We start from the raw sequence: 13,962 nt of genomic DNA, 5'->3' as shown, positions 1-13,962 counted from the left end.
CGCGGTTCCACTCTGCTTGGTGACTCGGAAGTCTCCCAACTTAAGTTCCCGTAACGTGGGTATTCCGGCTGCGCCTACCCTACTCTTACGAGCATTCGGCGCGGCAGCTCCCAGGTGCATTTCCGATTACAGGAATTGGATAACTCACAGCCAAAGCCTCGCGACTTTGATTATCCTCTCTGATAAATCCCTAGTTAAACGTACTCTCCTGATCATTGCATTCGATATTGAACTAAGTATAGCGAAAAGAAACCCGCTTTACAATAAGTTCCTTAGACGTGATGCGACTTTTTCTTTGCCAAGTAAGTAAAGGGACACATTTAAGTCCGGTCCGTGTACTTGACCCGTTAGCGCAGAACGAATCGACATGAACAGTTGTTTCCCTTTGAAGCCCGTATCCTTCTGCACTTGTTTCAGCAAAGCAGGGATGGCTTCTACGGTGAAAGCTTCCGCTTGCTCGACTTGCGTGAGGAAGCTAGCCAGCACAACAGGCACATGCTCCTCTTTCAATACAGCAGAAGCTTCCTCATCGATAACCAGCTCTTCTTTGAAGAAAATGCTCGATAACTCGACGATTTCTGCCGCGAAACGCATTCTCTCTTGATTGAGGCCTACCAGGGCCGTTACCCACTCTTGACTTGCTGCATCCAAATCACCTTGGATGTATCCAGCCTTTTGCAGATGAGGCACACTTAGTTCGACCACTCGGGAGAGCGGTGCCTTTTTCAAATAAGCATTGTTCATCCAATTCAATTTATCCATATCAAACACAGCTGGACTTTTGGATACACGATCCAGGTCAAACTGGGCAATAAGCTCTTCCTTCGTGAACATCTCTTCTTCGCCGCCAGGAGACCAACCGAGAAGGGCAATGAAGTTAACAACAGCTTCAGGCAGATAGCCTAGCTCTTTGTACTGTTCGATAAACTGAATGATGGATTCATCCCGTTTACTCATTTTTTTACGATCTGGATTCAAGATAAGCGCCAAATGAGCAAAGTCAGGCACAGGAAGTCCCAATGCTTCGTACATGAGGATTTGCCTTGGTGTATTGGACAGATGCTCCTCACCGCGAATTACCAGATTGATTTTCATCAAATGATCATCCACAATGACAGCAAAATTATAGGTTGGAATGCCATCGGTACGTGCAATGATGAAATCACCAATCCCATTGGATTCAAATTCAACATGCTCTCGCACCTTATCCTCAAAGCCGATAATCCGGTCTTCTGGAACACGGAAACGAATGGATGCCTTGCGTCCTTCAGCTTGATAAGCAGCAATCTGATCAGGTGTTAAGTTACGGCATTTACCTGAATAACCGCCCATTTCTCCGCGCGCTTCTTGCTCTGCCCGCTCCTGCTCCAAATCCGCTTCTGAGCAATAGCAATGGTACGCATGGCCGCTCTGAACCAATTGATCGAGATACGTCTGATAAATATCCAGTCGCTCCATCTGACGATAAGGACCGTATGGACCTCCGATATCTACGCTCTCATCCCACTCTAAACCAAGCCATCTCAGGCCATTCAGTTGATCCTCGATACCAGACTCTTTATGACGAGTTTGATCCGTATCTTCAAAACGAACAACGAACGCACCGCCATGGCGACGCGCCAATAAATAATCAAACAGTGCTGTACGAGCACCGCCAATATGTAAATGTCCAGTCGGACTAGGTGCATAACGCACACGTAAAGGCTGATTCATGTGTGTAACCTCTTCTCCCCAATATTACCTGCTATTCTAGCACATCTCGAATTAAACAAACAACCGATTGTGCAGCAATTCCTTCGCCTCGACCGGTGAAACCAAGCTGTTCCGTCGTCGTAGCCTTCACGTTGACTTGATCTGGCTTTGCATCTAACGCAGCGGCAATAATTTCTACCATCTGCGGGATGTACGGCGCCATTTTGGGCTTCTGGGCAATGATGGTTGAGTCCGTATTCCCTAGGTGATAACCATTGTCCTTAGCCAGCTGCCAAACCTGTTTCAGCAGTTCCAGACTGTCTGCATCCTTGAACTCTGCAGCCGTATCAGGGAAATGTTTTCCGATATCTCCTAAACCTAGCGCGCCCAGAATAGCATCGCTAATAGCGTGCAGCAGAACATCGGCATCAGAGTGACCGAGCAGCCCTTTTTCATAAGGAATTGTCACGCCTCCAATAATGCACTTGCGGCCTTCCACCAACTGATGAACATCAAATCCTTGTCCTACGCGAATCATAGCTGTCCCTCTCCCCTTACGTTGTGTAGTATCCATTCTGCCCATGGCAAATCTTCCGGTGTCGTAATCTTAATATTATAATAGTCCCCTTCGACCACATGCACCGTCGTTCCTATTCGTTCCACCAACATCGCATCGTCCGTCCCCATGAAATCATCCTGAAGAGCCCGTTCATGCGCTTCCTGTAGAAGTGAAAACCGAAAAGCCTGCGGCGTTTGGATCGCCCACAAGCTTCGTCTATCAGGTGTAGATTGAATTCGTTTCTCGGTATCTACGATTTTGATCGTATCCTTAACAGGAACGGCCAGAACTGCTGCATCCTGTTCTTGCGCTTTCAATAGGCAGTCGAACACATGTTCTTTCTTTACGAAAGGCCTAACACCGTCATGAACGAGTACCCACGTTGTATCCCTCTGTAGGGAGTCCAGACCCCGTCTAACGGAATCTTGACGCTCAGCGCCTCCTGCTAGCACATGAGTGACCTTGGAAAGAGCGTGGTCCTGTACATAGCCTCTACAGCGATCTACATCAGTTCCCCCAACAACGAGAATGATTTCATCCACTTCATGTATGTTTTGAAATAATTGCAAGGTATGTACCAGAATTGGCTTGTGTCCCAGTTGTAAGTATTGTTTACTTTCAGCCGTTCCCATTCGCGAGCCCTTGCCCGCTGCCACGATGATAACTCCTAGCTTCTCCATATGACCTCCAACTAAGTGCTTTCAGAAAGAAAGCTTTCTTCGTAAGCATAGGCCCAAGGATAAACGACTCCGTCGTCCTTTTGGGATGATCGGTTTGTCAAGGTTGATGCAAAGTAAAAGTATAAAACTTATACTTTCCCATCAACTAGTAAGAGCTATGTTACATCTCCTTATCATACTGGTTTTACTGTGCTTTTTCCAATAGTTTCGGTTTCGCAAAAATCATACGTCCAGCCGAAGTCTGCAGGACACTTGTGACCATCACTTCGAGTGTCATCCCGATGAATTCGCGACCGCCTTCCACCACAATCATCGTACCGTCGTCCAGATAAGCTACACCTTGTCCATGCTCCTTGCCATCCTTAATGACTTGAACTATGATTTCTTCACCAGGCAGGACAACAGGCTTCACTGCATTCGCGAGGTCGTTGATATTGAGCACCGAAACACCTTGCAGTTCACATACTTTGTTTAGATTGAAATCATTCGTAATCACTTTGCCTTGCAGTACTTTTGCGAGCCGGACTAGCTTGCTATCTACTTCAGATATTTCCTCGAAATCTCCTTCGTAAATGAGTACTTTCACTTCAAGTTCCTTTTGGATCTTGTTCAAAATGTCCAGACCGCGTCGACCGCGATTCCGCTTGAGTAAATCCGATGAATCGGCAATGTGCTGCAGCTCTTCCAAGACAAATTCGGGAATAACGAGGGTACCCTCGATAAAGCCTGTTTTGCAAATATCAGCGATCCTGCCATCAATAATGACGCTAGTGTCGAGAATCTTATGCTCCTCATAAGGACGGTGTGTCTGCTTCTCCGGGCCTGCGGATCGGCTCTTTGCAATGATCTGAACCAGCTCTTCTCGCTTGCTGTAACCGATACGGAACCCCATTACTGCTAGTACCGCAGATACAATGAACGGTAAAAAGGGACCTGCCCACTTCGCCTGCTCTAATACAGGGAACACCAATACCGATATAAGCAGTCCAATGACTAATCCTAATGTACCTGAGAGCAGATCGGATACCGGGATATCCGCTACATTCCTTTCGCCTCTCATAAGCAGCTTCATTCCCTGACTAGCAACCCATGACGAAAGGATGAACATACCTACTGCGCATAAACTATTAATCCAGATAACTTGTCCTGCATCACTCATTAACGCTGTCTTTCGAAGGATCGAATCACTCCAACTATAACCTAAACTACCACCCATGATGGCCAAAATGATTTGTACCCATTTCCTCATCACAGATTCACCCCCTAAATCAAACTTGTTTTAAGCCTTATTACAATTATGTTCCAATTTCTCCAACGTTAATCACTTCTTTACATGGAAAATTGAAATATTAGAGGGCTTCCTTTATAATGAAATTGGAAGTTACCAACACACCCGAGGTGGATGGAATGAGCTCCTTGACTTTAAAGCAGTTTCAGGATCAAGTATCTGAATTGTTACTCCGTCACCGAAGTCTGCTTGACGTCTTATCCAAGTTTCAACAGTCTGGCGCAGCTACTAATCGTTCCGTGGTCAAATCTATTACGGAATGTGGATGTATTCAGGTTCATGCAGCCAAGCAAGAGTATCATCCAGAGATGACTTTGGATGAAGCCAAGGATGTACTCGGTACTCATGTGTCTGGTCACTTATGTGAACAATGCATTGAGGTCGTAAGTACGGAGCTGGGGAGAAATCTCTTCTATATGTCCGCACTTAGTAACATCCTAGACGTTAATTTGGAGCAAGTCGTTGAGAACGAATCGAAGAAATGCACAACACTGGGACTTTTCAACATGTCATGAAGACGAAAAAAAGCATTTATTTTCTCTCTGAATCATCAGAAGAAAATAAATGCTTTTTATTTTCGAAACCTGTTTAAACGTCCGATTTCACTGAATTGGTGTCGTCCATGCCGCGTCTTTTGTTCTTTCTCCGGAGACGGATGAAGAACCCATCAACGTTTTTTTTTAGGCCATATAGCGCGTACGCTAATAGGGGTACGAAAATCATTTTAGAAATCGATTCCGGCCATTTGATAGCAATCAATATAGCTACAGCAACGATAATTGGTGTAATCCAGATCGCCGCTTTCGGAATACCGGCTTTCTTGAAGTTCGGGTACTTCACTGTACTTACCATTAAGTAAGACAATAGAATTGTACTCACCAACAGAACATACACGTTAATTTCGTTCACGAACAACGCTAGTGTACAAAGTACACCGCCTGCTGCTGGAATCGGCAAACCGATGAAATAACCAGGCGTACCGGCAACGACATTGAAACGAGCTAAACGAAGAGCTCCACAAATCGGGAAGATCGCTGTAACAATCCAAGCAAATGCCGGACTAATCACACTCGGATCATTAAATGCAACCACATACATGATAAAGGCTGGTGCTACACCGAATGAAATGACATCGGACAGCGAATCTAACTCTTTACCGAACTCACTCTGCGCGTTCAAAGCTCTGGCAACACGTCCGTCAAGTCCATCAAGCAACATAGCGACAATGACGAGTACTGCTGCAATTCCATGTTCACCACTGAAAGCAAGAATAATTGACAGTACACCTAGGAATAAGTTCCCTACTGTAAAAAGACTGGGAATTGATTTCGTTAACATATGTTTTTGTCCACCTCTGGATTTACTATACCCTAATCTCGACTTAATAAAACCTCGACTACATAAAACTGCCTTGCCTTAACAAAACCTCAACAATGATACTTTATGATTGTATCTAGTTTAAATATGTCTGTCAATGAACACTTGTTCCTGAATTCTTTTGAGACCTTCCTTAATGGCGCGGGCTCTCACCTCTCCGATTCCGTCAACTTCATCCAATTCTTCAATTGTCGCCATCATCATGTGAGGCAGATAACCAAACTTTTCGACCAGATTGGCAATAATGATGGACGGTAGCCGCGGAATTTTCCCTAAAATCCGGAACCCTCGAGGGGAAACCGGTTCTTCGGCAATAGAATTCGTATGCGGATATCCAAGCAATCGGATGATTTGGTGCGGCTCCAGCAGTTCATCCGAGGATAAACGCTTTAGACCTGCTTGCATTTCTTTGACGCGGTCTTCCGATAAATCACGTACATAATCTTTTACGATCAAACGCGCTTCAAGTTCCGCATTGCCAACAAGTTCTTCAAGCTGCATGCTAATGAGGCGGCCTTCATTCCCTAACTCATTAATGTATCGGTTAATCTCGGCCTTAATGCGCAGTACCATCTCAAACCGAGCAATGACATTGGTAACATCGTGCAATGTAACTAATTCCTCAAACTCGGATGCGCTTAGATTGGTCAGCGACTGATCCAGTACGACTTTGTAACGCTCCAATGTCTGGATCGCTTGATTCGCTTTAGTCAGGATAACGCCAATATCTTTCAGCGCATAACGCAAATTACCTTGATAAAGTGTTATGACATTGCGCCGCTGTGAAATCGAAACAACCAACTTATTTGTTTGCTTCGCAACACGTTCGGCTGTCCGATGCCTGATTCCCGTCTCCGATGATGAGATAGAGGAATCTGGGATTAATTGTGTGTTCGCATATAGGATGCGTTTGATGTCCTCACTGAGGATAATCGCCCCATCCATTTTGGCAAGCTCATATAAATAATTGGGGGAAAAATCACAATCTATGGAAAAACCGCCATCTACGATTTCCGTTACTTCTGTACTGTAACCAACTACAATAAGTCCACCCGTTTTGGCGCGTAGGACATTCTCTAACCCATCACGGAACGGTGTACCAGGTGCTACCATTTGCAGCAGTTGGCTCATGACGTCTCGCTTTATCTCTTCTTTGCTCATCATTTTCCTCCTGAAGGCTTGCAGGTTGAGTGACCACGAGTTAACCCAGTGCCGCTTTCAATGCCTCTGCTACCGTGTTCACTCCGATAATCTCCATACCGGGCGGATGAGTCCATCCCTTCAAACTTTTCTCCGGCATAATTACTCTACGGAATCCAAGCTTTTCCGCTTCCTTCACACGCTGATTAATCCGCGATACACCGCGGACTTCTCAGGTCAATCCGATCTCACCGAACACCACATCATAAGGCCTGGTCGGCTGATCTTAAAAAACTGGATGCAATAAAATTCTTTTACACGATATAATAGACGATTGGATTAGACAGCATCCCAACCAAATCTCATAAACATTTGAATAAACCATTTGAAGCATATCCAATGAGTCCTGTCTATAATCTTCTTCTTAAAATAATCCCTCTACATATATAATACATTTCACATTCGAAATTCATGCTGCTTTGATCCAACCTAACACCCTTAATCCTAACTGTACTACTGGATAGAGTCTAATTGCTAAATCCTTACAACTAAGTATAACGGAAAACTCATTCCTTTAAAAGAAATTGTATATAATGAAAGAACCGTTCTAATTTACTTAGGATAACCAGTTTAGTTTATAACTAAGTTCGAAACTTTATCATTCAATCTAATGGTTCAAATTGGCAGTAGTCGATATGTGTAACTTCTTTATGTAGGTCACTCTCCGTTTAACTTGAAGTCTTTTATGCTCAACAATAGCTATTGTCTAATTATCTTACTCATCCCAAGGTGCTTTCTCCTCTTTGCCTTTGGAAGAAGTGCCAAATACAGAGTGGATGACTTGGCTCAATGTCTTACATGGGATTACCTTTATTGTAGAAAACGTAGTTGTGCTTTTCAATCCATTGAGCGCAACATAGACACGTTTGAAACCCATTCTTTCAAGTTCTCTAATTCTTAGTTCTAACGTAGGTACTTTTTTTAATTCACCCGTTAATCCAATATCTGCGATAAATACAGTATCATTTGGGATACCTTGATTCTTGCAGGAAGATACAATGCTCATTATCGCGGCTAAATTTGATGATTGTTCTTTTAAACGAATACCGCCTGTCGTTTTAACAACCACGTTCTTATCATGAAGAGGGATATTGGCTCTTTGCTCCATGATGCTGATAAGTGTATTCACATGGTCCTTTTTTAAACATTCAGCAATCCGGCTTGGGTATGGCATGAACGTGGTTGATACCAAACTTTCTATTTCCAGAATGATGGGTCTTGTGCCTTCTTTAACGACTGTTAATGCACTTCCACTAACTACATCATTCTCGTCTCTCTGTGTCATAAAGAACTCTGAGGGATTATCAATAGGTGTCAATCCTTGCTCACCCATTGAGAAAAATCCAAGCTCTCCTGTGCTGGCGTATCGATTTTTAGTCGAAAATAGCTGTTTTAGCTCCTCGCCTTCCTCCCCCTCAAGAACAAGAACAGCATCTACCAAGTGTTCTAATGCTCTTAATCCAGCTAATTCGTTATCTTTGGTCATCTGCCCAACCATTATAATGGCTCTTGGTCTTTGTGCATCTTTTGCAACCTTTAAGAGAGTATTCGCGCATTCCATCGTCTGCGTGGGTGAGCCAGGTCTTTGCGGATATTCTTCTAATACAAAAGTTTGAATACTATCAATAATAATGAGGTCAGGGTCTACTTGGTCAATACAACCTAAGACATTATTCAAACTATTATCAGAATAAACCCAAACGTTTTTATGAATATCTTGTAAGACTCGCTCTGCTCTTCTCTTTATCTGACTATCACTTTCTTCACCTGAAGCATACAGCACTTTCAATCCTTGCTTTGCCACATCATCTGATATTTGCAATAAGAGTGTGGATTTTCCCGCACCTGGAACAGCCGTAATAATCGTAACAGAATCTTTAACGATTCCTCCACCCATTACACGATTAAATTCATTGTACTTGGTAACAATCCTATCACTGTTTTGGGATACGGTATCTGTAAGACGGTTTATGATAACATTCTTCTTTTTGTTTATGCCCTTCTGACCACCACTAGGAGCGTTTATAACATCATCTTCTTCAAGGGTATTCCACTCACGACAACTACTGCACGAACCTTGCCATTTTGGATGCTCTTGACCACAACTAGTACATTTATATATGGTTTTCTTTTTCATAGTTAAGATTCACTTCCCCAATTAATCAAATAGTTCTTCAAACTCTTCCAATAACTCAAATTAAATAAGTCCACTGTTCTATCATACATTTTTTTATGCATTTCTTACATATTTATCAACATGGTTAATACCGTTTGAGATACTTCATTTAAAATTATTATATTCGGGGCTGAGATAAATAAAAAGCATTTTGCTACACCCTAGGCAGGATGGAGCAAAATGCTTCTTTGCTTTCATTATTTTACGGTTACGCCTTCGCCCTTCAGGACAACAAGCTCGCCATCTTTCTCATCGATGGTTAAGGAGTCGCCCTTGGCAATGTTGCCTCTTAGCAGTTCCTCCGATAAGCGATCCTCGATATGCTTCTGAATGGCTCTGCGAAGCGGTCTCGCTCCATAAGTTGGATCGAATCCTTCTTTGGCAAGGAACGCCTTCGCTTTGTCTGTTAGTAAGAAATCAACCTCTTGCTCTTTCAGACGTTTGCGTAGATCATCTGCCATTAGGCTGACAATTTGCGCAATATGTGCTTCATCCAAGGAGTGGAACACGATAATTTCATCGATACGGTTAAGAAATTCAGGACGGAAGCTTTTCTTGAGCTCGCCCATTACTTTATCCTTCATATTGGTGTAATCTCTACCTGCATCGACAGCAGCCGTAAAGCCAAGCGAAGAATTTTTCTTAATCATATCCGCACCAACATTGGATGTCATAATAATCAATGTGTTGCGGAAATCAACCGTACGTCCTTTGGAATCTGTTAAGCGACCATCTTCCAGCACTTGCAGTAGAATGTTGAACACTTCTGGATGTGCTTTCTCGATCTCATCGAGCAGTACAACCGAGTATGGCTTACGGCGTACTTTCTCCGTGAGTTGACCACCCTCTTCGTATCCAACGTAACCCGGGGGCGCCCCTACTAATCTAGAAGTCGAGTGTTTCTCCATGTATTCCGACATATCAATTCGGACAACTGCGTTATCATCACCGAAAAGAGATTCTGCTAATGCACGTGCTAATTCGGTTTTACCAACACCCGTTGGCCCGAGGAATATGAAGGAGCCCATTGGACGCTTCGGATCTTTCAGACCTGCTCTAGCGCGGCGAATGGCACGACTTACTGCTTTAACAGCTTCTTCTTGGCCAATGACACGCTCATGAAGAATATCTTCCATTTTGAGCAGACGCTCTGTTTCTTCTTCAGCAAGTTTACTTACCGGAATTCCTGTCCAGCTCGCCACAATTTGTGCGATATCATCTGGCGTTACTTCTGTGTCCAAACGACCTTGCTTCTCTTTCCAATCATTCTTCGTTGTATCCAGCTCTTCGCGAAGCTTCTGCTCCGTATCACGAAGTCCAGCCGCTTTCTCGAATTCTTGACTTTGAACCGCTGCATCCTTTTCCTTACGGATGTTATCCAGCTTGCTCTCAAGCTGTTTCAATGAAGGCGGTGTAGTATAAGAACGTAGTCTTACTTTGGAGCTCGCCTCATCGATCAAATCGATCGCTTTATCCGGTAAGAAACGGTCCGTAATGTAACGATCGGAAAGCTTTACAGCTTCTTGGATCGCAGCATCCGTAATTTTCACACGGTGATGAGCTTCATAGCGATCACGCAATCCATAAAGAATTTGAATAGCTTCCTCAGGAGATGGTTGATCTACTGTAATCGGTTGGAAACGACGCTCTAAAGCCGCATCTTTTTCAATATACTTACGATATTCATCCAACGTTGTAGCACCAATACATTGGAGCTCGCCTCGTGCAAGCGCCGGTTTCAGGATGTTGGAGGCATCAATTGCACCTTCTGCTCCGCCAGCGCCAATTAAGGTGTGAAGCTCATCAATGAATAGTACGATATTGCCCGCTTGGCGAATTTCGTCCATGATCTTTTTGAGACGGTCTTCGAACTCACCGCGATATTTGGTCCCTGCTACAACAGAGCCCATATCGAGCGTCATTACCCTTTTATCCTTCAACGTTTCCGGAATTTCATTATTAATAATTTTCTGTGCGAGGCCTTCAGCAATCGCTGTTTTACCAACGCCTGGTTCACCGATCAGCACCGGATTGTTCTTCGTTCTGCGGCTTAACACTTGAATGACACGCTCAATTTCTTTGCTGCGCCCAATCACAGGATCCAGATGACCCTCTTTGGCATACGCCGTCAAATCTCTCGCTAAACCATCCAAAGTAGGCGTGTTCACATTCGGATTACTACCATGACTTGGTGACACAGTCTCACTGCTACCAAGCAATTGAAGGACTTGTTGACGTGCTTTATTCAAAGAGACACCTAAGTTATTCAGGACTCTTGCGGCAACACCTTCTCCTTCGCGAATAAGCCCGAGTAAAATATGTTCAGTCCCCACATACGTGTGACCTAATTTTCTCGCTTCATCCATCGAAAGTTCAATGACTTTCTTCGCTCTAGGTGTATACGCAATGTTGGTAGGCTGTTCTTGTCCTCTGCCAATCAGTGACTCAACTTCGTCTTGAATTTTCTCAAGTCCTAAGCCCAAAGCAACGAGCGCTTTAGCGGCAATGCCTTCCCCTTCACGAATAAGACCAAGTAAAATGTGCTCTGTACCAATATTGTTATGCCCTAAACGAACAGCTTCCTCTTGAGCAAGAGAGAGCACCTTTTGCGCACGTTCCGTAAATCTTCCAAACATCATAGAGAACACCTCCAAAATTAGTATATCTATGGAAATCCTAAAGGATGAATCTTATCTTTCTTAAACCCTACCAAATCTTTCGCGAATCAACTCAGCCCTGCGGATATCTCGCTCTTCGGCATTTAATTTCTCACCGGCATATTGTTGAAGAAAACCAGGCTGCGTCATCACCAACAGTTCATTCAAAACACTCGATGAAACGTTGTTGATAATTCCAAGGTCAATGCCAAGTCTCACATCTGATAAACGCTGCGCGGCTTCTTTCGAATCCATGATTCCCGCATAAGACAGAATACCTAATGAACGGTTCACACGATCTATTATCCGCATTCGGGACTCTTGAATCAGCTTATGTCTCGCAGCACGTTCATGCTCTATAATTTGCCTTGCAACACTGTGTAAATTATCAATAATCTCATCTTCGGATTGGCCAAGCGTAATTTGATTCGAAATTTGAAACAGATTTCCTAAAGCTTCGCTGCCTTCCCCGTATAATCCTCTAACTGTCAACCCAACTTGCGTAACAGCTGATAAAATTCGATTAATTTGTTGGCTGAGCACCAAAGCGGGTAAATGCATCATTACCGAAGCGCGGATACCGGTACCGACATTCGTAGGGCAGCTTGTTAAGTAGCCCCTCTTTTCGTCGTACCCGTAATCCAGCTGTGTTTCAAAAATATCATCGATTTGGTTCGCCAAATCCCATACTTCTTTAATCTGAAACCCGGGACATAAACATTGTATGCGAAGATGATCCTCTTCGTTGATCATTATACTAATGGATTCATTTTCGCTTAAAATAACGGCGCCATTCCTGGACTCGTTAGCTAAATTTGGACTAATTAAATGCTTTTCTACCAGAACCATTCGCTCAAGTTCATTCAGATCGGATAGCGGAATGAGCGAAAAATTGCTTATCGTCTCCAACTCATCATTTTCAAGCACACCGGACAAATGATCCAGTACTTCCTGTGATTGTTGATTCGTCGCTAGCATTGGATAAGGGTAGTCCCTAAGGTTGCGAGCAATGCGGATCCGACTACTGATGACGATATCCGATTCAGGCCCTTCGCCTTTCATCCATTCACTTAATGCATCTGCTGTAAACCGCTGTGATGTCACTGGATTCACACCTCCTTACAAACTCACATACCCGCAATTGTCTTCTCAATTTCACGAATTTGATCACGAATCTTTGCAGCCTGCTCGAACTCTTCCTGTTCGATACAGGTCATCATATCCTTCTTGAGCGTATCAATTTCCCGCTTACATTGGATGATGCCACCACTTCGCTTGGGCACTTTCCCAACGTGAACGATATTTCCATGCACCCTTTTAAAGAGAGGATCTAACTTTTCTGAAAAGCTTTGATAGCAGGATCCGCAACCAAAACGCCCTAATTTACTAAACTGAGAATACGTAAGGCCACAGCTCTCACAACGGATCGCCTGAGACTTTGCAGCGGATAGAGATGACGGTTCGAAATCAAGTAATCCTGATAACAGATTGTGAATCGAAAATCCGTTGGATGTTCCGGGAATCATTTCGCCCTTTTCACGAGCGCAATTCTCACAAATGTGGAACTCGTTCTTGTCTCCATTCACAATCTTTGTAAAATGAAGAGTCGCCGGTCGTTTCCCGCATTCCTGACAAATCATTTCATATGCCTCCTCATCTGCTAAGCAAGGATATCAGCATTGCTTTAAGAATCTTGGCCCGAATTTCATCGCGCAGCGGGAGCTTGAAGGTCAACACATCTCTCGAAATTGCGGCCCGAATCAGGTTAGCTTCTCGTGTTGAAATATAGTGGCCTTCCTGCAGTTGGTATACGAGTCCTTCTGAAGTAACTTGATCAATGTGCGTATGAATCGTGCGAAAAATGTGGTCTAAAATGGACCCGTGACTTTTGAGCTCGATTTTTTGGATACGTATGTATCCACCACCGCCGCGCTTGCTTTCCACAATGTAACCTTTTTCCAAGGTAAACCTTGTACTGATCACATAATTAATTTGGGAAGGCACGCATTGGAACTGATCAGCTAGATCATTGCGTTGAATCTCAATGGCCCCTTCGGAACTCTGCTGCAAGACATGTTTTAAATACTGCTCAATAATTTCTGATACGTTGCGCATCAATTCGTCCTCCCAGATTGCCAGAAGTAAATTGACTTTGACTTTCTTTGACCTTAACTAGATTATAATCATTTCCTTTCTTTTTGACAAGTACTGCTCCTAAAATCCAATCCTTAATGATCCGATAACCAAAAGTGAACCTTACTATTGTTGACCTTACCTACAGTTTTATTCGAAATAAAAAACAAAAAAGCCTTCTTGAGATTTCTCTCAAAAAG

Annotated in this window: 12 protein-coding genes and 1 pseudogene; 1 reads left to right on the top strand and 12 read right to left on the bottom strand. The window is 43.6% G+C overall.

Annotation, left to right across the window (positions count from 1 at the left end; all coding sequences use genetic code 11):
* Positions 1 to 258 precede the first annotated feature (258 nt).
* From gltX to GC102_RS20640, 4 genes are all read right to left on the bottom strand, one after another.
* Positions 259 to 1,713, bottom strand: coding sequence for a glutamate--tRNA ligase (gltX, locus tag GC102_RS20655; protein WP_171691202.1), 1,455 nt, complete (start codon positions 1,711 to 1,713; stop codon positions 259 to 261).
* A gap of 31 nt (positions 1,714 to 1,744) precedes the next feature.
* On the bottom strand, positions 1,745 to 2,230 hold the full coding sequence (gene ispF, locus GC102_RS20650) for a 2-C-methyl-D-erythritol 2,4-cyclodiphosphate synthase (protein WP_171691201.1): 486 nt from the start codon (positions 2,228 to 2,230) through the stop codon (positions 1,745 to 1,747).
* A complete protein-coding gene (gene ispD / locus GC102_RS20645; RefSeq protein ID WP_171691200.1) occupies positions 2,227 to 2,931 on the bottom strand; it encodes a 2-C-methyl-D-erythritol 4-phosphate cytidylyltransferase in 705 nt (234 codons plus the stop codon). Before ispD ends, ispF begins: the two co-directional genes overlap by 4 nt.
* 184 nt (positions 2,932 to 3,115) lie before the next feature.
* Entirely contained in the window at positions 3,116 to 4,183 is a 1,068-nt protein-coding gene (locus GC102_RS20640; protein ID WP_376769396.1) for a PIN/TRAM domain-containing protein, read from the bottom strand.
* 155 nt (positions 4,184 to 4,338) lie between these two features.
* On the opposite strand from GC102_RS20640, the gene GC102_RS20635 reads away from it, so the two are divergent.
* Entirely contained in the window at positions 4,339 to 4,734 is a 396-nt protein-coding gene (locus GC102_RS20635) for a hypothetical protein (RefSeq protein WP_047683251.1), read from the top strand.
* Positions 4,735 to 4,807: 73 nt separating this feature from the next.
* Here GC102_RS20635 and pssA read toward each other — a convergent pair whose 3' ends face one another.
* From pssA to GC102_RS20595, 8 genes and pseudogenes are all read right to left on the bottom strand, one after another.
* The gene (gene pssA / locus GC102_RS20630) at positions 4,808 to 5,557 is read right to left on the bottom strand and encodes a CDP-diacylglycerol--serine O-phosphatidyltransferase (RefSeq protein ID WP_171642864.1); all 750 of its coding nucleotides are present in this window, start codon (positions 5,555 to 5,557) and stop codon (positions 4,808 to 4,810) included.
* A gap of 120 nt (positions 5,558 to 5,677) precedes the next feature.
* Positions 5,678 to 6,757, bottom strand: coding sequence for a DNA integrity scanning diadenylate cyclase DisA (gene disA, locus GC102_RS20625; RefSeq protein ID WP_082562248.1), 1,080 nt, complete (start codon positions 6,755 to 6,757; stop codon positions 5,678 to 5,680).
* Between the two features lie 40 nt (positions 6,758 to 6,797).
* Positions 6,798 to 7,022 (bottom strand): annotated as a pseudogene (locus GC102_RS20620) (DNA repair protein RadA); the annotation flags it as partial.
* A gap of 489 nt (positions 7,023 to 7,511) precedes the next feature.
* On the bottom strand, positions 7,512 to 8,933 hold the full coding sequence (gene radA, locus GC102_RS20615) for a DNA repair protein RadA (RefSeq protein ID WP_171691199.1): 1,422 nt from the start codon (positions 8,931 to 8,933) through the stop codon (positions 7,512 to 7,514).
* Between the two features lie 236 nt (positions 8,934 to 9,169).
* The gene (gene clpC, locus GC102_RS20610; RefSeq protein ID WP_171691198.1) at positions 9,170 to 11,611 is read right to left on the bottom strand and encodes an ATP-dependent protease ATP-binding subunit ClpC; all 2,442 of its coding nucleotides are present in this window, start codon (positions 11,609 to 11,611) and stop codon (positions 9,170 to 9,172) included.
* 60 nt (positions 11,612 to 11,671) lie between these two features.
* Positions 11,672 to 12,691 (bottom strand): protein-arginine kinase McsB, encoded by a 1,020-nt coding sequence (gene mcsB / locus GC102_RS20605; protein WP_216628116.1) that lies wholly within the window; start codon positions 12,689 to 12,691, stop codon positions 11,672 to 11,674.
* A gap of 65 nt (positions 12,692 to 12,756) precedes the next feature.
* Positions 12,757 to 13,269: a protein-arginine kinase activator protein McsA gene (mcsA, locus tag GC102_RS20600; RefSeq protein WP_171691196.1), complete on the bottom strand. Its 513-nt coding sequence runs from the start codon at positions 13,267 to 13,269 to the stop codon at positions 12,757 to 12,759.
* A 13-nt stretch (positions 13,270 to 13,282) separates the two neighbouring features.
* The gene (locus GC102_RS20595; RefSeq protein ID WP_029196492.1) at positions 13,283 to 13,744 is read right to left on the bottom strand and encodes a CtsR family transcriptional regulator; all 462 of its coding nucleotides are present in this window, start codon (positions 13,742 to 13,744) and stop codon (positions 13,283 to 13,285) included.
* Positions 13,745 to 13,962: the final 218 nt, after the last annotated feature.

The organism is Paenibacillus germinis (assembly GCF_013141785.1).
GTDB classification, from domain to species: Bacteria; Bacillota; Bacilli; order Paenibacillales; family NBRC-103111; genus Paenibacillus_E; species Paenibacillus_E phytorum.
Note: the sequence above shows the minus strand (reverse complement) of the source record. Positions and strands in the feature narration are given on the sequence as shown.

Excerpts from the sequence above, each read along its gene's own strand:
- gltX (WP_171691202.1), bottom strand. The coding sequence starts at position 1,713 with ATGAATCAGCCTTTACGTGTGCGTTATGCACCTAGTCCGACTGGACAT.
- ispF (WP_171691201.1), bottom strand. The coding sequence starts at position 2,230 with ATGATTCGCGTAGGACAAGGATTTGATGTTCATCAGTTGGTGGAAGGC.
- ispD (WP_171691200.1), bottom strand. The coding sequence starts at position 2,931 with ATGGAGAAGCTAGGAGTTATCATCGTGGCAGCGGGCAAGGGCTCGCGA.
- GC102_RS20635 (WP_047683251.1), top strand. The coding sequence starts at position 4,339 with ATGAGCTCCTTGACTTTAAAGCAGTTTCAGGATCAAGTATCTGAATTG.
- pssA (WP_171642864.1), bottom strand. The coding sequence starts at position 5,557 with ATGTTAACGAAATCAATTCCCAGTCTTTTTACAGTAGGGAACTTATTC.
- disA (WP_082562248.1), bottom strand. The coding sequence starts at position 6,757 with ATGAGCAAAGAAGAGATAAAGCGAGACGTCATGAGCCAACTGCTGCAA.
- radA (WP_171691199.1), bottom strand. The coding sequence starts at position 8,933 with ATGAAAAAGAAAACCATATATAAATGTACTAGTTGTGGTCAAGAGCAT.
- clpC (WP_171691198.1), bottom strand. The coding sequence starts at position 11,611 with ATGATGTTTGGAAGATTTACGGAACGTGCGCAAAAGGTGCTCTCTCTT.
- mcsB (WP_216628116.1), bottom strand. The coding sequence starts at position 12,691 with ATGAAAGGCGAAGGGCCTGAATCGGATATCGTCATCAGTAGTCGGATC.
- mcsA (WP_171691196.1), bottom strand. The coding sequence starts at position 13,269 with ATGATTTGTCAGGAATGCGGGAAACGACCGGCGACTCTTCATTTTACA.
- GC102_RS20595 (WP_029196492.1), bottom strand. The coding sequence starts at position 13,744 with ATGCGCAACGTATCAGAAATTATTGAGCAGTATTTAAAACATGTCTTG.